At 43.9% G+C, this 19770-nt stretch carries 16 protein-coding genes; 13 read left to right on the forward strand and 3 right to left on the reverse strand.

Annotated features, from left to right (window positions below; genetic code table 11):
• Positions 1 to 93: 93 nt before the first annotated feature.
• A complete protein-coding gene (locus CXF62_RS07110; protein WP_102093568.1) occupies positions 94 to 681 on the reverse strand; it encodes a hypothetical protein in 588 nt (195 codons plus the stop codon).
• Between the two features lie 360 nt (positions 682 to 1041).
• Between CXF62_RS07110 and CXF62_RS07115 the strand changes: the two genes are divergently transcribed.
• The 5 genes from CXF62_RS07115 (at position 1042) to CXF62_RS07135 (ending at position 6408) form a co-directional block, all read left to right on the forward strand.
• On the forward strand, positions 1042 to 2169 hold the full coding sequence (locus CXF62_RS07115; protein WP_102093570.1) for a sulfate ABC transporter substrate-binding protein: 1128 nt from the start codon (positions 1042 to 1044) through the stop codon (positions 2167 to 2169).
• A gap of 268 nt (positions 2170 to 2437) precedes the next feature.
• On the forward strand, positions 2438 to 3529 hold the full coding sequence (locus tag CXF62_RS07120; protein WP_102093604.1) for a sulfate ABC transporter substrate-binding protein: 1092 nt from the start codon (positions 2438 to 2440) through the stop codon (positions 3527 to 3529).
• Between the two features lie 223 nt (positions 3530 to 3752).
• On the forward strand, positions 3753 to 4637 hold the full coding sequence (gene cysT, locus CXF62_RS07125) for a sulfate ABC transporter permease subunit CysT (protein ID WP_102093572.1): 885 nt from the start codon (positions 3753 to 3755) through the stop codon (positions 4635 to 4637).
• A 1-nt stretch (position 4638) separates the two neighbouring features.
• Positions 4639 to 5589 (forward strand): sulfate ABC transporter permease subunit CysW, encoded by a 951-nt coding sequence (gene cysW / locus CXF62_RS07130; RefSeq protein WP_102093573.1) that lies wholly within the window; start codon positions 4639 to 4641, stop codon positions 5587 to 5589.
• A 96-nt stretch (positions 5590 to 5685) separates the two neighbouring features.
• A complete protein-coding gene (locus CXF62_RS07135; protein ID WP_082624600.1) occupies positions 5686 to 6408 on the forward strand; it encodes a sulfate/molybdate ABC transporter ATP-binding protein in 723 nt (240 codons plus the stop codon).
• A 165-nt stretch (positions 6409 to 6573) separates the two neighbouring features.
• Here the strand turns inward: CXF62_RS07135 and CXF62_RS07140 are convergent, their stop codons facing one another.
• On the reverse strand, positions 6574 to 6903 hold the full coding sequence (locus CXF62_RS07140; RefSeq protein ID WP_102093575.1) for an ArsR/SmtB family transcription factor: 330 nt from the start codon (positions 6901 to 6903) through the stop codon (positions 6574 to 6576).
• Between the two features lie 389 nt (positions 6904 to 7292).
• Here CXF62_RS07140 and CXF62_RS07145 point away from each other — a divergent pair, with 389 nt between their 5' ends.
• The 3 genes from CXF62_RS07145 to bfr (CXF62_RS07155) all read left to right on the forward strand — a co-directional run bounded on the left by CXF62_RS07145 (position 7293) and on the right by bfr (CXF62_RS07155) (position 8903).
• Complete coding sequence (locus CXF62_RS07145; RefSeq protein WP_102093577.1) at positions 7293 to 7484, forward strand: (2Fe-2S)-binding protein; 192 nt, start codon at positions 7293 to 7295, stop codon at positions 7482 to 7484.
• 382 nt (positions 7485 to 7866) lie between these two features.
• On the forward strand, positions 7867 to 8355 hold the full coding sequence (gene bfr / locus CXF62_RS07150; protein ID WP_057760257.1) for a bacterioferritin: 489 nt from the start codon (positions 7867 to 7869) through the stop codon (positions 8353 to 8355).
• A 68-nt stretch (positions 8356 to 8423) separates the two neighbouring features.
• A complete protein-coding gene (gene bfr, locus CXF62_RS07155; RefSeq protein WP_057760255.1) occupies positions 8424 to 8903 on the forward strand; it encodes a bacterioferritin in 480 nt (159 codons plus the stop codon).
• A gap of 183 nt (positions 8904 to 9086) precedes the next feature.
• On the opposite strand, the gene CXF62_RS07160 is transcribed toward bfr (CXF62_RS07155), so the two are convergent.
• Positions 9087 to 10463 (reverse strand): DHA2 family efflux MFS transporter permease subunit, encoded by a 1377-nt coding sequence (locus CXF62_RS07160; protein WP_102093578.1) that lies wholly within the window; start codon positions 10461 to 10463, stop codon positions 9087 to 9089.
• 342 nt (positions 10464 to 10805) lie between these two features.
• Here CXF62_RS07160 and yghU point away from each other — a divergent pair, with 342 nt between their 5' ends.
• The 5 genes from yghU (at position 10806) to uvrA (ending at position 19765) form a co-directional block, all read left to right on the forward strand.
• Positions 10806 to 11627, forward strand: coding sequence for a glutathione-dependent disulfide-bond oxidoreductase (gene yghU, locus CXF62_RS07165; RefSeq protein ID WP_102093580.1), 822 nt, complete (start codon positions 10806 to 10808; stop codon positions 11625 to 11627).
• 264 nt (positions 11628 to 11891) lie between these two features.
• Positions 11892 to 13184, forward strand: coding sequence for a DUF1176 domain-containing protein (locus tag CXF62_RS07170; protein WP_228153188.1), 1293 nt, complete (start codon positions 11892 to 11894; stop codon positions 13182 to 13184).
• Between the two features lie 585 nt (positions 13185 to 13769).
• Positions 13770 to 15437 (forward strand): DEAD/DEAH box helicase CsdA, encoded by a 1668-nt coding sequence (locus CXF62_RS07175; RefSeq protein ID WP_101205896.1) that lies wholly within the window; start codon positions 13770 to 13772, stop codon positions 15435 to 15437.
• 278 nt (positions 15438 to 15715) lie between these two features.
• Positions 15716 to 16960 (forward strand): DUF819 family protein, encoded by a 1245-nt coding sequence (locus CXF62_RS07180; protein WP_102093581.1) that lies wholly within the window; start codon positions 15716 to 15718, stop codon positions 16958 to 16960.
• Positions 16961 to 17197: 237 nt separating this feature from the next.
• Positions 17198 to 19765 carry an excinuclease ABC subunit UvrA gene (gene uvrA, locus CXF62_RS07185; RefSeq protein WP_102093583.1) on the forward strand — a complete coding sequence of 856 codons (2568 nt, stop codon included), beginning with the start codon at positions 17198 to 17200 and terminating at the stop codon, positions 19763 to 19765.
• The last annotated feature ends 5 nt before the right edge of the window (positions 19766 to 19770 follow it).

Genomic DNA, 19770 nt, shown 5'->3' on the forward strand with positions numbered 1-19770 from the left:
AAAAAGGTGTCAGACTTATTGTCTGGCACCTTTTTGTTTTTATCACTACTTTTGAAATGAAAAACACGCCTTAACTCATGTTAGCGCTGTCTATTAAATCTCCAAATTTGTTGCCAGCTTTTTATATTCTCCAGCAAGCGAGCCGCCACCTGAGCAAAAATAGTTCAGTGCATACTTATCTGGGCTGTCGATGATGAGGGAGTCGTCTTTAAATTGGAAAAAAGCAGTGCTGCCATTTACCTTTGCCTGGAAAATCGTACCGTGAGCAGTATCTTGCCCCATGAGTGTTGCCTTACCATCGAAGTGACAAGTAGGTTTTTTGATATCGCTGCGTGAGCGAACTTTAATGTCAATCTGTCGATCACCATCTGCTCGTACCATCACGCCAACCCAATCATAGCCTTGTGCTCGTTTGTCGTAGTCGGCAGTAGCGTAATCCGCTGAAACCTTGTTTGTTGAAACTTTATCTATTGGAAATCTGTCTGCTGAGACATTATCACCAAAATCATTACTTTCAATAGCTGACAAAGCAGATGTTGTACTGGCAACTGATTTAACCGTGCTGTGGTTAGCGCTATTCGAAGTAGGCGACATGCTATTACAGCCTGTTAAAGCAGCTAGGGTAGAGGTCATCATTATCAGCCCTACAATAGAACGAAATTGATGGTATGAAGTATTCATATAAGGGCCTTTGGTCAAGTAGGAGGGTAAGGTTTGCATAGTATCGTAATAATGAAAGTATCATTGATACAGCAAACTTTATGACGTAAAAATAATGGTACAGCCTACCCAAATCATAGTCTACTTAATAAACCTGTCAGCAACTACTCAACCCATTTTATTCTTAACGATGCAAAACGATTGCTCCTATCACTTATGCCAACTTCACTAGTCGATAAGCTAATTCGTCACTAAGCGTTTGCTATTTATGCTGCTAGCATAGCTTGCATCATCCCGACAACCGAACTCAAAAGATTGTAGGCCCTGTGATGATGGTCAAGATTTTGACAAAACGCTTCTAATACTTTTATCGAGAGCATCATGCAAAAAAAATTTCAACAAATCAGCATTGCTAGCATTCAATCAACTAATAATAAGCCTGTAAAAGCACGTGTACTTGCCACCAGTGGCATGCTCGCAGCAGCGATGATAATAACAGGCTGCAGTCCAACAGAAGCGACGCAAGATGACGCGCCAAATAATGCCAGTGGCGAGACGCAAGATGTCAATCTACTCAACGTTTCCTATGATGTGTCGCGCGACTTTTATAAAGACTACAACATTTTATTCAGTACCGACTATCAGAAGACTCACCCAAATAGCAAAGTAAATATCAATCAGTCACATGGCGGCTCTAGTAAGCAGGCGCTTTCTGTTGCCAACGGTTTGCAAGCGGATGTGGTGACCTTTAACCAAGAGAGCGATATGAATCTGTTGGTGGAGAAAGGCTTGGTCGCTGCTGACTGGCAACAAGCACTACCAAATAATGCCGTGCCGTACACCAGCACTATGGTGCTACTGGTTCGCGCCGGTAATCCAAAAAATATCAAAGATTGGTCAGATTTGGCACGTAATGATGTCGATGTGGTCATCCCGAACCCGAAAACCAGTGGCACGGCGCGTTATGCCTTCTTGGGTGCCTATGGTTATGGTTTGCACCAATTCAAAGAAAGCAGTAATGAAAACCCTGTAAAAACCAATGACTTTATCAAAAAGCTGCTGGCAAACGTGGTCACTTATGACAATGGGGCGCGCGCTGCAACGACCAGCTTTACTCAGCGTGGCCTAGGTGATGTGCTGCTCACGACCGAAAACGAAGCACATTTAACTGCCCAGCAATTTGCAAAGGGTAACGTTGATATCGTATACCCGAGCTATTCGATTGTGATTGCCAACCCAGTAGCAGTCGTAACGGCAGTGACTGAAAAATCTGGTAAGACGGAAGCAGCCAGTGCTTATCTGAAAGGTTTATGGGACAAACCTGCCCAAGAGCTCATGGCAAAAATGTACATGCGTCCAAGTGATGAGAAAATCCTAGCTGCTCATAAAGACACCTTGCCTGATATTGAAACGTTTGAACCTGTGGCTGTGTTTGGCTCATGGGCAGAGATTATGGATGCTTTCTTTGTAGATGGTGGCCGTTTTGATCAGCTGGCAACCACGAAGTAGTCGTTAATTCTCAGTTTATATAGCTATCTATCTTAGCTGCTTTCAATAAAACGCGGACAAGGTAGATAGGGCACATGCCAGTATTAAAACCATCAATAAACAAACAGTCAGTTATACATATAGATTCTTTTAACAACTTATTGATATGTCTAGCTTTGTTTACTGGTTATTCCCTTTTGGCAATAACATACGCATATTCATCATTAAACATAATAAGATGGCGCTGTTAGCATACTTGCATTACACAACAGACATCTTTGAGGTATTTATGACAGACGTAGCTCGTTATCAACAGAAAAGTAAAACTCTTAGTGCCTTGAGTATTGCTGGCGTTGCTTTGACTCTTGGTCTAGCTGGCTGTAGCAACAGTGAGACTACTGAGGCCGCAGCTGATGGTTCAGCAACGACAGAAGGGCAAAATATCGAGCTACTTAATGTCTCATACGATGTGGCACGTGATTTCTACAAAGACTATAACCCGTTGTTTGTTGAGCACTACAAAGCTGAAAATCCAGACAGCAATATTCTAATCAAACAGTCACACGGCGGCTCAAGTAAGCAAGCATTGTCTGTTGCCAACGGTCTACAAGCCGATGTTGCCACCATGAACCAAGGGTCTGATATTGAGCTGCTTGAGAAAAAAGGCTTGGTTGAGTCAGATTGGGAAAGCAAATTCCCAGACAACGCAGTGCCATTTACCAGCACGATCGTATTTTTGGTACGTAAAGATAATCCAAAAAATATCAAAGACTGGGAAGACTTGACCAAAGACGGTGTTGAGATTGTCATGGCCAATCCAAAGGTGACGGGTAACGGTCGTTACGCGTTCTTAGGTGCATACGGTTATGGTCTACATGCTTTTAATAAAGATGAAACAAAAGCTAAAGGCTACGTAAAAGACATGCTAAAAAATGTCAAAGTCTATGAAAACGGCGGACGTGCCGCGACAACGACTTTCGTACAGCGCGGTATTGGTGATGTATTGGTTACTTTTGAAAACGAAGCCAACCTTGCAGCGACTGATTTTGGCGCAGGTCAAGTAGACATCGTTTATCCAAAATACTCAATTAAATCAGAAAGCCCTGTAGCAGTTGTGAAGACGGTAACAGATAAAAAAGGCACTACAGACGCTGCCAAAGCGTACCTTGATTACTTATGGAGTGAGCCTGCTCAGCAGCTAGCGGCCAATCTATATCTACGTCCTAGCGTTAAGAGCGTTCTTGACAAAAACGGTGACAAATTACCGCCAGTTGAGACTTTCCGCCCGAATGATGCCTTTGGTACGTGGGATGAGATCATGAGCACTTACTTCAGCGATGGCGGTGTGTTTGACCAATTGGCAATTAACGCGCCTCAGTAATCACTTGCTAAGTACTTAGAGCAGCTACTGCGCTAACCGCTGGAACGGATTAACTCAATTATTCGTACAGTCAGTCATGAAGCACCCCATAAAGGACATGGTCGTACGCACTATGTCCTTTATATCATAAGCCGACCAATAATAATTTTGATAACAATGGTAATAATGGTCTTACAGTGAGCACCCTCGCTAAGTACCATCAGTTAGGCAATAGGACATCACTATGAGTGCAACATCTTCTTCTGCCAGTAAGCCCGGCAATAAAAAAGGTTGGCTGACCCGTTTGCGTCAGCGCAATGTGCTACCCGGGTTCGGTCTGAGCATGGGTATTACTGTCTTTAGCTTGTCGTTATTGGTGGTACTACCGTTTGCCATGATGGCCTATACCACAACGCAGATGGGTTGGACGGGCTTTTGGGAAACCATTACCCAGCCACAAGTCACTGCCGCTATTAAGCTGAGCTTATGGATGTCGTTTTTGGCGATGCTGACCAATATGGTATTTGGGACGTTGGTCGCATGGGTACTTGTCCGCTATGATTTTTGGGGTAAGTCACTGATTAATGCCTTAGTTGATTTGCCATTTGCCTTACCAACGGCCGTTACAGGTATCTCGCTTGCCACTTTATATGCGCCTAATGGCTTGATCGGTCAATGGTTTGCCAAGTTCGATATTCAGGTCGCTTTTACGCCAATAGGTATTTGGCTGGCTTTAGTTGTGGTTAGTTTCCCCTTTATTGTCCGTGCGGTACAGCCTGTACTTGCTGAGCTGTCAGTAGAGTTTGAAGAAGCCGCAGCCGTATTGGGTGCCAATCGTTTGACGACTTTTCGTAAAGTGATTTTGCCGGAGTTATTGCCAGCCTTGCTGATGGGTGCAGGTATGATGTTTGCCCGCGCCACTGGCGAGTATGGCTCGGTTATCTTTATCGCGGGCAATATTCCGATGCAGTCTGAGATTTTACCGCTTATCATTATCAGTAAACTTGAGCAGTTTGATATTCAAGGTGCTTCTGCGGTTGCATTATTTATGCTACTCATATCATTTGTCATCCTGCTGACCATTAATATCATGCAGTGGAAACTGTCGCGCCGTGTAGGAGCTCGCTAATATGCAAATATCTAATAGCTATGACTACCAAAGCAACGCTGCGACTAAAGATACGCCATGGATACGTCGCACCTTTATTGCCATTGCAGTGCTATTCATGATTGTCATGTTGGTTATTCCATTACTGGCTGTGTTTTATGAAGCCTTTAAAAATGGTTGGCAGTTGTATATTGCTTCATTAGTAGACCCTGAAGCTTTGCAAGCCATCAAGCTGACGCTTATTACGGCAGGAATTGTTTTACCGATTAATATGGTAATGGGCATTGCAATTGCATGGTTGGTCACGCGCTATCAGTTTAAAGGTAAGCAGCTGGTCACCACTTTGCTAGATTTGCCATTTTCGGTATCGCCAGTGGTTGCAGGTTTGATGTTTGTGCTGCTGTTTGGACTGAACTCTACTATCGGCGGTTGGCTTGAGAGTATGGGTTTTCAGGTCATATATGCGGTGCCTGGTATTATTTTGGCAACGTTGTTTGTGACCTTTCCTTTTGTTGCACGTGAGCTGATTCCATTGATGCAGACTCAAGGCGACTCTGAAGAGCAAGCAGCGTTAACATTAGGCGCGACTGGTTGGCAGACGTTTTGGCATGTGACACTGCCTAATATCAAATGGGCGCTGCTATATGGTTTGATTCTGACCAATGCCCGCGCGATGGGTGAGTTTGGTGCGGTCAGCGTGGTATCTGGTCACATTCGCGGCGAGACCAACACCATGCCGCTATTGGTTGAGATTGCCTATAACGATTATAACTTTACCGCTGCGTTTGCCTTATCGAGCATATTGGCTGCATTGGCCTTAGTGACGCTACTGATTCAGCAAGTCATGACCAAGATACAAGAGCGTAAATTTGCCAAGTCTGAGCGGCTCGCCAGCGCACCTGAACTGCCAGTGAGTGCTAATGCCACTGCCGCTACTGAATCGACGAGTGCGGACAGTACTGGCAAGGTATAACTGCCATTATCTGATAAATGATGTTAATACTACGGATGCAGTCGCTACTCAGCTACTTGCCACGATACGACAAAAGATATAATAAGAGATACGATTATGAGCATTGAGATTCGCAACGTTAATAAAAAATTCGGCAATTTTACGGCTTTAGACAATATCAATATCACGGTGCCGACTGGCAAATTGACGACGTTACTAGGTCCATCAGGCTGCGGTAAGACTACCTTGCTACGTATTATCGCGGGTCTGGAATATGCTGACTCTGGACAGGTATTGTTTGATGAGCTAGATGTGACCAATACCCCAGTCCAAAAGCGCCATATTGGCTTTATGTTTCAGCATTATGCGCTGTTTCGCCATAAGAACATCGCGGACAATGTGGCGTTTGGATTGACCTTGTTGCCAAAAAACGAACGCCCGAGCAAAGCTGATATTAATAAGCGTGTGGCAGAGCTCTTAGACCTCGTGCAGCTACCACAAGTTGCCAATGCTTATCCGCATCAGCTATCAGGTGGTCAGCGCCAGCGCATAGCGCTAGCACGTGCACTTGCTGTCAAACCGAAGCTGTTGCTACTAGATGAGCCGTTTGGTGCACTAGATGCCAAAGTCCGTAAAGAACTGCGTACATGGTTAAAGAACATCCACCACGAGCTTGGTATCACCAGTATCATGGTAACGCATGATCAAGAAGAAGCACGTGCGGTATCAGATGAGATCGTTGTGATGAATCAGGGCCGAGTAGAGCAGGTAGGCACGTCAGAGGAGTTGATACACCAGCCAGCCAACGCCTTTATCAGCGATTTCTTAGATCTTGTATAAGTATTTGACCTAGCGCAATTTAAGTCAAATTATCAATAGTTGAGCAAAAAAAAGACCTACGAAAGTAGGTCTTTTTTGGTCTGGAGCATTGCCGCAGATTTATGGTCTCAAGCGCTTTTTATAAAGCGCAGTCAAAGAGCTAAAAATCTAAGCGGACAATAGTATCTAAGCAAGATCCGATGCATCTCTACTAGTGCCGCTAGGAGTGATTTGCTCGTAGGTGATGTCTAAGATATCTTGACACCAATCTGGTAAATCATCAGCGACCTCATACCACATCCAAGTACCATCACGCACACAGCTCAAAATACCCAATTTTTTCAAATGGTTTAGGTGGCGTGATATTGTTGGTTGTGGCTGGTCAAGCATATCTACCAAATCACCCACGCAACGTGCTTCTTTTTTAAAAAGAATTTGAAATATTTTTAGACGTGTCGGATCAGATAGGACTTTGAATAAATCGATAGGTCGTATCGTAAAATTATTATCAGACATAGGAGAATTCCAATGGGCTTCGTTAATAGGGGTTCAATATAACAGCAGTTATCTACAAAATCGATTAAAAAATAAGCAAATTTACAGTTCATCGTCAATTCACTACCTTTGACAATATTCGGTTACACGCACACTTATATCCGCTTACATAAATGAAATGCCTGTAATACAAGGATACTGTCTCAACGAATAAATATATCGAATGTGATTGAAAATGATAATAATTATCGTTATTATACTGCAAGGGATAAACGTGATTTCAACAACTAATTTTTAATTGCTAGAAAACAGTAAATTATCCGTTTATCAACGACACTTATCACAAAGGTTTTCTATATAAGTGTCGTATGCCGTCATTATCGAATAGTGGTATTTCGAGGAGCCAATCCATGTACGTATGTATCTGTAACAACGTAAAAGAAAAGCAAATCAAAGCAGCTATTGCTGCAGGTGTTGATACGCTCGATGGTCTAAAAGATACGCTCGACGTGGCAACGTGCTGTGGCTGCTGTGAGCCGATGGTCAATGACTACCTAAACGAACATCATGCAAAACTCGATAATCTAGCATACGCCGTTTAAACACTGTTAATCACACATTCTCATTATTTAGTGCAATAAAATCTAACACGATAAATTATATTCAGTATTTTGCATCTAGCTCTATTTATTATACATAAGGAGCAGTGTGCAAGCGTCCATATAACTTCAGTCATACACCAACACGAACTATATGAAATAGTTTCATGCCAGTTGTAGCTAATTATGATTCTCAATTAGCATCTTATTCTTAGTTCATAACGTTACACCCTATACTGCGCCTGTATGCTACTATATTTACCTGAGATTAGAAGCCATTTTATTGATTTTGATTTTTACTGGTCAGTTTGCCAATTATGCTATCCTTATATAATAAATTGTGGATGTATGGTGATCGGTAAAAATAAATAGGGGAGTACGCGTTATGATAGGTAGCCAGAAAGTCATTGATTATTTGAATTTCTTACTAGGTGGTGAGCTTGCTGCCCGTGACCAATATTTTATCCATTCAGAGATGTATGCTGAGTGGCACTATGGCAAGTTGTACGATCGTATCCATCATGAAATGGAAGACGAAACGCTACACGCACAGAATATCATTCGCCGTATCTTGATGTTGAGTGGCACGCCAAAGATGTCGGTCGATGCTATCCATATTGGTGCGACTGTCCCTGAGATGTTGCAGTTTGACCTAGATTTAGAGTACCAAGTACAAAAGCATCTAAAAGAAGGCATCGCACTTTGCGAAGCAGAGCATGACTATGTCACGCGTGAGATGTTGGTTGAGCAGTTGAAAGATACCGAAGAAGATCATGCGCATTGGCTTGAGCAGCAGCTCCGTCTCATCGACATGATTGGTCTACCGAATTACCTACAAAGCCAAATGGCTGAAGTCACTCCTAATATTGTCTGATATCATCCTACATATAAGTAGCATTCACAGTATTTAGCATAAATAACAGAGATTAAGGGAGAAAGGTAATGACAGGGGATAAAGAAGTTATTCGCGCGTTAAACAAAGTACTTGGGCAGTCATTGATTGCCATCAACCAGTATTTTTTGCATGCACGTATTGCACGTCATTGGGGTCTAGAGGCGCTTAATGACTCATTATATAAGCAATCTATTGCTGAGATGAAATGGTCAGACGACCTAATCGCTCGTATTTTATTGCTAGGCGGTTTGCCAAACTTGCAGGAACTGGGCAAGGTCTTGGTCGGTGAAGATGTACCAGAAATCATTGAGTGCAATTTACGTCTTGAGAGACAAAAATTTGATATTATTACTGATGCCGTCACCTTATGTGAAACAAAGTCTGACTATGTCTCCCGCCAGCTATTAGTCACGCTAAAAGATGGCAATGAAGAGTATGAAGACTGGTTAGAAACGCAGCAAGACTTGATAGAAAGTATTGGTGTAGAACGCTACATCCAATCGCAAATGAGTGATGATGACGCATAATAGTATTTGCTATTAATGTAAGTCATAATAAAAAAAGCCAGTATGAGATTGATAATCCAATCGCATGCTGGCTTTTTTCTGTCTATAGATAAGCTATTTTTAACGTTTCGGATATATAGAATAGAGACTTGCCGTACGTAAAATCTCACTCAATAGAAAGCTTATCTCGATTGAAGACACACCCTAGTATAAACCGCGGCCATCCTCAGGTTTTAGACGTAAAAAATACAGCCCCGAGAGAATGGTCAAAATGCCCAATATCCAATAAGTGGTTTGGAACGCTACTAACGTATCCATCTGTAGACGCTCACGTAATAGATTCAACACAGCAGCACCGAACGCAATACCAAAGCTAATCGCCAACTGCTGATTGACCGCCATTAAGCTATTACCGCTACTAGTCTGTGTGCCCTGTAAATCGCCAATAGTAATCGTATTCATCGCACTGAACTGCATGGAGTTACAGGCACCCATGATGGTCAGGATGGGTATAAACCATAGCCACTGCGAGGCATCATTAAACTGCGCTAGCACAATGATAAGCGAACCCATAAACAAGGTATTATAGACCAGTACTTTACGGTAGCTAAACCGCTGAATAATCTTGCTAACCCAAGGTTTGATACCTATAGCACCCACCGCAATCGGGGCAAGCAACCAACCTGCCTGCGAAGGTGAGTACTCAAACACCACTTGGAGTAACAAGGGCAGCAAAAATGGCACGGCACTGATACCAAGCCGCGTAAACAAATTGCCTGTAATACCGATTCGAAAGGTACGAATATCAAACAAGCTGAGTGGAAACAGGGGAGCTGCTCGCCGTTTGGCATGCCAGATGTACGCACCGATCAATAGACTTGCGCCTAACCCGAGTAATAGCCCATAAACCCCGCGACCAGTCTGTGAACCAAACTCGACAGCGAGAGTGAATCCGCAAGCAGCGGCGGCAAACAATACAAACCCTGTCCAGTCAAGGCGCTTGGTATCTTCAAATAGCGCTGGAACCAGTTTTTTGCCCATGATAAAACCTGCCACACCCATCGGTATATTGATCAAAAATATCCAATGCCAGCTGGCATATTGCACGATATAGCCGCCCAATACTGGACCGACTAATGGTGCAACCAATGCAGGTATTACAGCAAAATTCATCACAGTGAGCAGCTTATTGCGCGGATAAGACTTAACCAATATCAAACGAGCGACAGGCGTCATCATCGCGCCACCAATACCTTGAACGATGCGTGAGCCAATCAAAAAATCTAGTGTGGGTGAGGCCGCGCACAGTAATGAGCCAACACAAAAAATGATGACCGCCGATAAAAATACGCGGCGTGTGCCATATTTATCCGCTAAAAAACCACTAATAGGGATAAAAATCGCTAAGGTTAATGCATAGCTGATGACGGCCCATTGCATTTTTAGTGGTGACTCACCCAGTGCCTGCGCCATTTGTGGCAATGAGGTATTCAAAATAGTAGCGTCTAAAATTTGCATAAATAACGCTACCGCTAGTACATAAGGCAGGTATTTCTCTTGAGTTGGGGTGAGCGTTACCATGTGAATCCCATTGAACGTCTCGTTATGAAGTAAGAAAATAGCGGATTTGCGAGCAGATCACTATGCAAGCTGAGTAGTATAAGAAAGCCTAGCTCATAATAAAAGTGACTCAAAGTAACTGATATAAGATAACTTATATAAGAGCAACGATGCGAAGGGTAGCTAATAAAAAGGCAAAGAGGCGAAATATGACAAGAAATTCGATGCGTGCTAATAGCTCCTCTCTATTTACTTTGGCAGTAGAAACACAACATTGATTACAAGAGAGGACTTTAAAGTCGTTACGAGTTCTCGTTATAGTAAACCTTCACGGCAGTCATAAATACAAACCGAGGATAAATTATGAGTCAAGATAATAATAAATACGTACCACCAAAAGTTTGGACACAAGATAAAGACAACGGCGGCAAGTTTGCTAGTATTAATAGTCCAACGTCTGGAGCTCGCTATGATAAAGAGCTGCCTGTTGGCAATGCTCCGTTACAGCTGTACTCGTTAAATACGCCAAATGGTGTCAAGGTAAACATACTATTAGAAGAGCTGGCAGAGCTTGGCATTGACGGAGCAGCATATGATGCCTATAAAATCGATATTTCTAAAGGTGAGCAGTTTGGCTCAGGGTTCGTAGAGATAAACCCTAATTCAAAGATTCCAGCCTTGGTCGATCATTCTACTGATACAGCAGAGGGGCCGATAGCACTCTTTGAGTCGGGTGCTATCTTAATGTATCTAGCAGAAAAGTTTGATAAGTTCCTACCACTGGCTACTGGCAAAGCGCGAGCAGATTGTTTGTCTTGGATTATGTGGCAAATGGGTAGCGCGCCTTTCTTAGGTGGCGGCTTTGGACACTTTTATGCGTATGCGCCTGAACCTCTAGAGTACCCAATCAACCGCTATACGATGGAAACCAAGCGTCAGCTCGATGTATTAGATACGCATTTAAAAGATAATGAGTACCTGTGCGGCAATGATGAATCTGATTACAACATTGCGGATATGATTGTCTGGTCTTGGTATGGTCAGTTGGCACTAGGTAAGCTCTATGACGCGGCAGAATTTTTACAAGTAGAAGACTATAAACACTTGCAGCGTTGGGCTAAGAAAATCGCTGAACGTCCTGCGGTTAAACGTGCAGTAGCGCTAGAGCTAAAACCAATCGACTAAACTAAGTACTCAATACAGTTTAGATCTAACAGTACATTTTAAGCATAAATAAACCTTAAACACAGCAGCAAGGCTGATAAGCAAATAGCTTATCAGCCTTTTTACTTATATTCATAAAAATGAATATAATGTATGCTAGGTCTTTCTTTTGTCTTTACACAATGATACATTAGTACAACAGATAGAAACACTAGTGCGTTAAGATAGCCGGGCACCATTACAATAGACAGGTGTTTATACTTCTTCTACTGAAAGGTGATGATTATGAAAGACAATAATTATATAAACGATATGTCGCTATCAAGAGGCGCTGATTTAACTGGTGTTAGTAGGTCAGGCATTATCTATGACGATAATAAGTATGATGACAATAGCTATAAAAACAGTGCCCAGTCTAATAAAAATCCCAAAAACATCACTGTAGAGTATTATTCAGAAAACATACCTAAAAAAATAAAAGAACAATCCACCTATATGATAAAAAATAAAATATTACTGCCTGTACTTGCAGCGCTTAGTACCGCTTTATTCAGTACCACCAGTATGGCCAATACATCGACTGAGTTTACTAGTCAAGACTGGCAAGTCGCTTGTGATAATACGCGTACGTGCCGGCTGGCAGGGTATCAAGCAGAGAATAACAGTGAGTTTCCGGTTTCTATATTGCTCGTACGCCGTGCAGGTGCAAATGCTGGCGTGGATGGTAAAGTAAAGCTTGGCGGAGCAAAGGACAGCTCGTCTAAAGCCTTAATGCAGCTTGGTAATCGTCATCGCATCTCGTTGTTTATTAATGATAAGGATTATGGTGAGACGAAGCCATATTCAGCCGCTGCAGGTAACGCTGAGCTTACTCAAGCGCAGGTAACTGCATTGTTAGAAGCTTTGACCAAATCTAGCAAGATTACGTTGGCCTTGCGCAATTCACGTTGGCAGCTCTCTGACAAAGGTGCCAGTGCTGCTATGCTAAAAGCCGATGAGTTCCAAGGTCGCGTTGGTACATCCAGTGCTTTTATCAAAAATGACGATGCTGCTAAATCTAGTGGCGGTATATTACCTCCCAAAGCCGCGCCAGTACTGCAGTTCATCGTTCCAAGCGCCAAAGCGGACGATGGTAATGACAAAAAGTTTGTAATGAGGTCCTCTCAGTTGGCAGCGTTGGTAAAAGGCACAATGAAAGATGCAGACAGCGTTTGTCCCAATCTTTCAGACAAATCACCTTGGCGTATCAGTCGTCTAAATGGCTCTCAGCTGTTGGCACAGCATGAGTGCTGGACAGGCGCTTATAACGCTGGAGCAGGGGTTTGGGTGCTCAATGATAGTAAACCTTATAAGCCAACGTTGGTTACGACCAATGCTACTGGCTACGATAAAGGCAAGCTTACCTCTGTACAAAAAGGTCGCGGCATCGGTGATTGCATGAGCAAAACCGATTGGCTATGGACGGGCCGTGCATTTGAAAAAAGCCATGAAAGCACCACTGGACTTTGCCGCTTAATCGAGGCGGGCGGGGCATGGCAGCTACCTACTTATGTAACAGAAGTCAAAGTAGTACGATAGATAAATAGTGAGTAGCTCATTTGCTTTAGTTATTAAATAAAACAACTAAACTTGTTTATTATCAACACTGTTAGTGCTTATTTACTCAGTAATTGAAGAAATAGGTACATATATTTTTTTATTGTGCTATACTGCGTCGCCTCGTTAGCTTAGGCTTTCGTGAATTATGAGATTGATAACATCGCCTGCGATTTTGGGTCTAGGATGACCATAAGTAATTGTTGCCGATGATTTTGTGTACTTAAATAACCTTTAAAAATATCAGTTATTTTTGACTCATATCTTATCTACTGGCCTATAACTAGGGTCTAGATTGGTTGCTGTTTGCCTTTATCTGCTTTGGACAAAGCATTGATAATGAGCGTATATCAAGCAAGGATAAGACACTCGGCACTACCACCAAAATACGTCAGACAGCACGAACGCATTTATTATAAAGACGCTAAGCTCTATTGGCTTGGTTTCTAATTATCGACAATTTTATATTGCTCGGTAATGCTAATAAGAGCAGCGTGGTGAACGGTTATCAGTGGTATGCATCAAGTTTGCTGAATTTACAGCAACTTATACTTACCAAGGATTCTTATGACTGACATCTTATCTGCAATCGCCGCTGAAAACGGCATCATCGAAAGCACTGACACTCCAAATACTGATAACAATACTCAAGCGGCTGCTACTGACGCCACTGAAGAAAACAAAATCACTTTTACTGATCTTGGCATTGCTAAGCCAATTCTTACTGCCCTTGATCGCAGTGGCTATACCAATCCAACCCCTATTCAAGAACAAGCCATTCCTTTTGCTCTAGCCGGTCGTGACCTTTTATTGTCAGCGCAAACGGGTAGTGGTAAAACAGCGGCTTTCGTTATCCCTGTACTTGACCGTTTGAGCCGTGCGACTAGCTTTGACAAACTAACCAAAGCACTTATCCTAACGCCAACGCGTGAACTTGCTCAGCAAGTACATGACAGCGTTCGCACTTATTCTAAAGATATGCGCGGTCTATTTTGTGTACCACTAGTTGGCGGCGCACCATACAACGGTCAGATCACTGCTTTGAAAAAGGGCGTTCAAGTAATCGTTGCAACGCCTGGTCGTCTACTTGACCATATCAATGCAGGTCGCGTTGATTTGTCAAACCTAGAAGTATTGGTACTTGACGAAGCTGACCGTATGCTAGACATGGGTTTTGCTGATGACATCAGTGACATCCTTCGTGCAGCGCCAATCGATCGTCAAACGATCATGTGTTCAGCAACTTGGGATGGCCCAGTAGGTAAAATCGCTGCCAGTTTCACTAAGAACCCTGAGCGCGTATCAATCAAAGTAGAATCTGCACACATCGAAGAAAAAGTGTACTACTGTGATGATTTTGATCACAAAAACCGTTTACTTGACAAAATCGTTTGCCAACAAGATATGGAACAAATCATTATCTTTGCTGCTACCAAACGTAGCACTGAAAAACTGGCTAAACAGTTACAAGAAGCAGGCCATAAAGCAAGCTTCCTACATGGTGACTTGCCACAGAGCAAGCGTAACCGTATCGTTCAAGACTTGCGTAATGGTAAAGTAAAAATCCTAGTAGCGACTGACGTTGCTGCTCGTGGTCTAGATATCCCAGCTATCTCGCACGTTATCAACTATGACTTGCCGCGTCAGACTGAAGATTACGTCCATCGTATCGGTCGTTGTGGTCGTGCTGGTCGTACTGGTGTTGCTATCAGCCTATGTAGCATGGATGATCGTCCACAGCTTAACGCTATCAACCGTTATTTAGATCGCAAAATGGAAGTATGTGTTATCGAAGGTATGGAGCCTAAGAAAACTTACGTACCTAGCGAAAACAAAGGTAATGGTCGTGGCCGTGGTCGTGGTCGTTCTAACGGCGGTGGCGGTCAAGGCCGTGGTCGTTCAGGCGGTGGCTATGCTGGTAAATCTAGCGGTGGTGGTCAAGGTCGTGGTCGTTCAAGCGATAGCAACACTGGTCAACGCGCTAGCAATGACAGCGGTTATCAAGGTAAGCCACGTGACACGTCAGGCAAACCGAATGAGCGTTCAGGTGGCAAGCCGTATCAAGGCAAGCGCACTGGTGGCCCAAGCCGCGGTGATAGCAATGGCGTTCCACGTGGTGAGCGCGCTGCAACTGGTCGCGGTCGTCCAAGCGGTAGCCAAGGTCGTCCAGCTGGTCGTTCTGACAGCCGTGGCCAAGGTCGTCCAAACGGCGGCAACCGTGGTAACAACTCGTAATACAGCTATATTTGACGATTAAAATCGTTGATTCATTAATCGTCTAAAGATAGCACTAAAAAGGCCAGATACTTGTTATCTGGTTTTTTTTGCGTTTACCTGTTTTATATTGCTCAATAACGGGCGTATGACGTTACGTGTCTAGCCGTCACCTTGCCATTTATCCTGTCAAATACTACTCGGCAAATCCTAGCTAATATTTGATGGCTGCTTGCAGGAGTTTTTTGCCTTGTCTATACTGATTTACTTTTGCCCGTTGTAACTCTTGGAGCGCCTTGATGCCTGCCACCTCAAATTTAGCAATTGATAATTTGCCATTAGCCTTTGGCATTATCATGGCCATTATTGGTCTGGTTTTTTATACCCAAGGCTTGCCGGGTAAGTTTTGGCGTCGGTTTTATGCCGTACTACCTGGTATTGTGCTTTGCTGCTTTATACCAGCCACTTTAAACAGTTTGGGCGTGTTTGCCGATGGTGTTGGTTCGCAGATATATGGCTTTACTGCCACTTACTTACTGCCAGCAAGTTTGCTATTGATGACCTTATCCATGGATGTGCCTAAAATACTGGGCTTAGGCTGGAAAGCGATCGCTATGTTTTTTGCTGCCAGTATCGCTATCGTCATCAGTGGTCCAATCAGTTTGGGAGTCGCTAAATGGGTATCGCCTGCCATGTTTACCGATGATACTTTATGGCGTGGGTTTTCTGCTGTAGCAGGTAGTTGGATTGGCGGCGCGGCCAACCAAGCAGCGATGAAGGAGCTGTTTGGGGTCAGTGATGATTTGTTTGGTATGATGATTTTGGTCGATACCACCAATGCCTCGCTGTGGCTGTTAGCTATCTTAGTAATGGCAAAACATAGCGATAAGATAGACCGCTTTTTGCGAGCTGATACGAGTAGTATTGATAAAGTAGTCAAAGCAGTCGAGAGCTATGAGCGTGATCATGCCCGCCCAGCCACTATCAATGATTTGATGGTGATGTTTGGCTTATGCTTTGCGATGGTCGGAGTGGCGCACTTTGTCGGTGGCCAGATTGCAGATTTCTTTGCCCCTTATAGTTGGGCCGTTCAATATAGCTTTGCCAGCTCGTTCTTTTGGATGGTGGTGATTATCACTTTAATAGGCGTCATCTTTTCATTTACTAAGATTCGTCGGCTTGACCATGTGGGTGCATCAAAAATCGGCACCGTATTTATCTTTGTATTAATCGCCGCGATTGGTATGCAAATCAATCTGGCTGGAATCGTCTCACAGTGGCGACTATTGCTTATCGGTTTACTATGGATGAGCATCCATGTCGTTATCATATTTGCCGTTGCTAGAATCATTCGAGCACCGTTCTTCTTTTTGGCAGTTGGCTCTAATGCCAATACGGGCGGTGCTTCTTCTGCACCGATTGTCGCCACAGCTTTTCATCCATCGCTAGCGCCTGTTGGCGTGTTCTTGGGTATTTTAGGTTACGCAGTAGGGACATTTGGTGGTTATATCAGCACCCAATTGATGCGCTTGGTTGTGTCTTAATGTCTAAATTTTCAGTTCTTGCTGAACAAAACCCGCCTTGATGCGGGTTTTTTATTATTAATGATTGGGTGACTTGAGTTATCGTTTTGTCTATCTATGCTATTGATATGTAAGCCTAGCCATGGCCACACATGAGTACGTGTTAACCTTTCTGCTAATTAAATAAAGACAACTAATCAAGTAAAGAAAACTAAGCACGTTAGGAATAAACAACGATTCGATAGGAACAATAACGCTATGGCAAATTCAGAAAAATTAGAAGAAAAAACAAGTAAAACAAGCACAGTGAGAAATACCCTTTATAACCCTGACCAAGATAATATTCAGGTCAGAGGTGCGCGCGTACACAATTTGAAGAACGTTGATGTTGACTTACCTCGTAATGCCTTGGTGGTCTTTACTGGTATCTCAGGCTCAGGCAAGTCGTCATTAGCATTCGGTACACTATTTGCCGAGTCACAACGCCGTTATCTTGATTCTGTATCGCCTTATGCCAGACGACTCATTGATCAGGTCGATGAGCCAGACGTTGATTCTATAGAAGGGTTACCACCAGCAGTCGCTTTACAGCAGAAGCGAGGTACGCCTTCAGTGCGCTCGTCTGTGGGTAGCGTTACGACGATATCCAATGGCCTGCGCATGCTGTACTCACGAGCAGGAGAATATCCGGCAGATCAAGGAATACTATATGCCGATGCATTCTCTCCCAATACGCCAGATGGTGCTTGCCCAACTTGTTCAGGTATTGGCCGCGTATTTGAGGTCACTGAAGAGTTGCTGGTGCCAGACAATACCAAGACCATCCGTGAGCGTGCGATTGCAGCGTGGCCACCAGCGTGGCAAGGTCAAAACCTCAGTCGTATATTGACCACATTGGGCTATGATATTGATAAACCATGGCACACACTACCTAAAAAAACACGCGACTGGATTTTGTTTACAGATGATACGCCAACAGTACCTGTCTATCCTGAATACAACATTGAGCAAACGCGCGATGCGATAGAAAAAGGCGAAAAGCCAAACTATATGGGTACTTTTACCAGTGCCAAAAACTTCATTTTGCACTCTTTTGCTACCACTCAGAGCCCGCGTACTAAAAAACGCGTCTCGCAGTTTATGCAGATATCTGAGTGTCCAGAATGTCATGGTAAAAAACTAAAGAAAGAATCGCTATCGGTTAAGTTTGCAGGACTCGATATCGGAGAGCTATCACAGCTAACACTGACTGAAATGGCGGAAAAACTGGAAAAAACAGCGCGGACTAAGGTAACTGATGACACGCCAAACCGCGAAAAAGCCATCGTTGCCCAACGTATCGCCAGTGATATTCTCTCTCGTGTTGAAGCGCTGACAAGGTTAGGGTTAGGATATCTCTCGCTTGAACGTACCACACCGACACTCTCTCCTGGTGAATTACAGCGACTGCGTTTGGCCACTCAAATTCGCTCGCAGCTGTTTGGCGTGGTGTATGTTCTTGATGAGCCATCAGCAGGTCTGCATCCCGCTGATACTCAAGCATTACTAGGTGCATTGGATGAGCTAATCGCAGCTGGGAATTCAGTATTTGTTGTTGAGCATGATGTTAGTGTCATCAGACATGCTGATTGGGTAGTCGATGTCGGGCCAAAGGCAGGCACGCATGGTGGCGAGATTGTCTATAGTGGCCCTATAGATGGACTTCGTGAGATTGAACAGTCGCATACTGGTCAATATCTCTTTGCCGATGCGACATCTAACGCACAGTCAAAATCTAATACAAGGCAGCCAGCAGCCTGGCTTAAGCTTGCCAATATTGAGCGAAATAACATAACAGGATTAGACGTTGAGTTTCCGCTTGGGGTAATGACCAGTGTCACAGGGGTCTCGGGCTCAGGCAAATCAAGTCTCGTCAGTCAAGCGTTGGTAGAGCTTATCAATGAAGCCTTGGGGCAAAAAACAGTCACAGAATCGCCTGTCGGTGAGGCGGACTTACTTGAGCAGGAGCTTGAGTCAGTAACTGGCGGTGAAATCGTCGCTGGCATGGAGCATGTCCGACGTCTCATTAATATTAATCAAAAAGCAATTGGTCGTACACCGCGCTCTAACTTGGCAACCTATACGGGTCTGTTTGATGATGTGCGGAAGATTTTTGCGGCGACTAAGCAAGCAAAATCTCATGGCTATGATGCTGGCAGGTTCTCATTTAACACGACCAAAGGCCGCTGCCCAAATTGTGAAGGGTTAGGGTTTGTCAGTGTTGAGCTGTTGTTTCTACCAAGCGTCTACGCGCCTTGTCAGGTATGTCATGGGCAACGCTATGACGAGGAAACGCTGGCAATCACTTATCGAGACAAAAACATCGCTGAAGTATTAAACTTAACGGTTGAAGCAGCCCATGAATTTTTCGTCGATGAAGCGCCTATTTTGCGTGCATTAGAAGCGTTGCTACAAGTTGGACTTGGTTACTTACGTTTGGGTCAGCCTGCCACTGAATTATCAGGTGGCGAAGCACAGCGTATTAAACTTGCCACCGAGCTGCAACGCACGCAGCGAGGCGACACACTATACATATTGGATGAACCAACCACTGGCCTACACCCTGCTGACGTGTCTATGCTTATGACGCAGCTGAACGGTCTTGTCGATGCGGGCAATACCGTCATCATGGTTGAACATGATATGCAGGTGGCGAGCAATAGTGACTGGATTATAGATATTGGGCCAGGGGCGGGCGATGCGGGTGGGATTATTGTCGCACAAGGTACGCCATATGACGTTGCCCAATCAAAAGACAGTCGTACTGCAGCGTTCTTATCGATTTAATTAAA

Source organism: Psychrobacter sp. MES7-P7E (genome assembly GCF_002863645.1).
Classification (GTDB): Bacteria; Pseudomonadota; Gammaproteobacteria; order Pseudomonadales; family Moraxellaceae; genus Psychrobacter.

Bases quoted from the DNA above. Each gene is read 5' to 3' on its own strand.
- CXF62_RS07110 (WP_102093568.1), bottom strand. From the start codon at position 681: ATGAATACTTCATACCATCAATTTCGTTCTATTGTAGGGCTGATAATG.
- CXF62_RS07115 (WP_102093570.1), top strand. From the start codon at position 1,042: ATGCAAAAAAAATTTCAACAAATCAGCATTGCTAGCATTCAATCAACT.
- bfr (WP_057760257.1), top strand. From the start codon at position 7,867: ATGATAGGTAGCCAGAAAGTCATTGATTATTTGAATTTCTTACTAGGT.
- bfr (WP_057760255.1), top strand. From the start codon at position 8,424: ATGACAGGGGATAAAGAAGTTATTCGCGCGTTAAACAAAGTACTTGGG.
- cysT (WP_102093572.1), top strand. From the start codon at position 3,753: ATGAGTGCAACATCTTCTTCTGCCAGTAAGCCCGGCAATAAAAAAGGT.
- CXF62_RS07170 (WP_228153188.1), top strand. From the start codon at position 11,892: ATGAAAGACAATAATTATATAAACGATATGTCGCTATCAAGAGGCGCT.
- uvrA (WP_102093583.1), top strand. From the start codon at position 17,198: ATGGCAAATTCAGAAAAATTAGAAGAAAAAACAAGTAAAACAAGCACA.
- cysW (WP_102093573.1), top strand. From the start codon at position 4,639: ATGCAAATATCTAATAGCTATGACTACCAAAGCAACGCTGCGACTAAA.
- CXF62_RS07135 (WP_082624600.1), top strand. From the start codon at position 5,686: ATGAGCATTGAGATTCGCAACGTTAATAAAAAATTCGGCAATTTTACG.
- CXF62_RS07145 (WP_102093577.1), top strand. From the start codon at position 7,293: ATGTACGTATGTATCTGTAACAACGTAAAAGAAAAGCAAATCAAAGCA.
- CXF62_RS07120 (WP_102093604.1), top strand. From the start codon at position 2,438: ATGACAGACGTAGCTCGTTATCAACAGAAAAGTAAAACTCTTAGTGCC.
- CXF62_RS07160 (WP_102093578.1), bottom strand. From the start codon at position 10,463: ATGGTAACGCTCACCCCAACTCAAGAGAAATACCTGCCTTATGTACTA.
- yghU (WP_102093580.1), top strand. From the start codon at position 10,806: ATGAGTCAAGATAATAATAAATACGTACCACCAAAAGTTTGGACACAA.
- CXF62_RS07140 (WP_102093575.1), bottom strand. From the start codon at position 6,903: ATGTCTGATAATAATTTTACGATACGACCTATCGATTTATTCAAAGTC.
- CXF62_RS07180 (WP_102093581.1), top strand. From the start codon at position 15,716: ATGCCTGCCACCTCAAATTTAGCAATTGATAATTTGCCATTAGCCTTT.
- CXF62_RS07175 (WP_101205896.1), top strand. From the start codon at position 13,770: ATGACTGACATCTTATCTGCAATCGCCGCTGAAAACGGCATCATCGAA.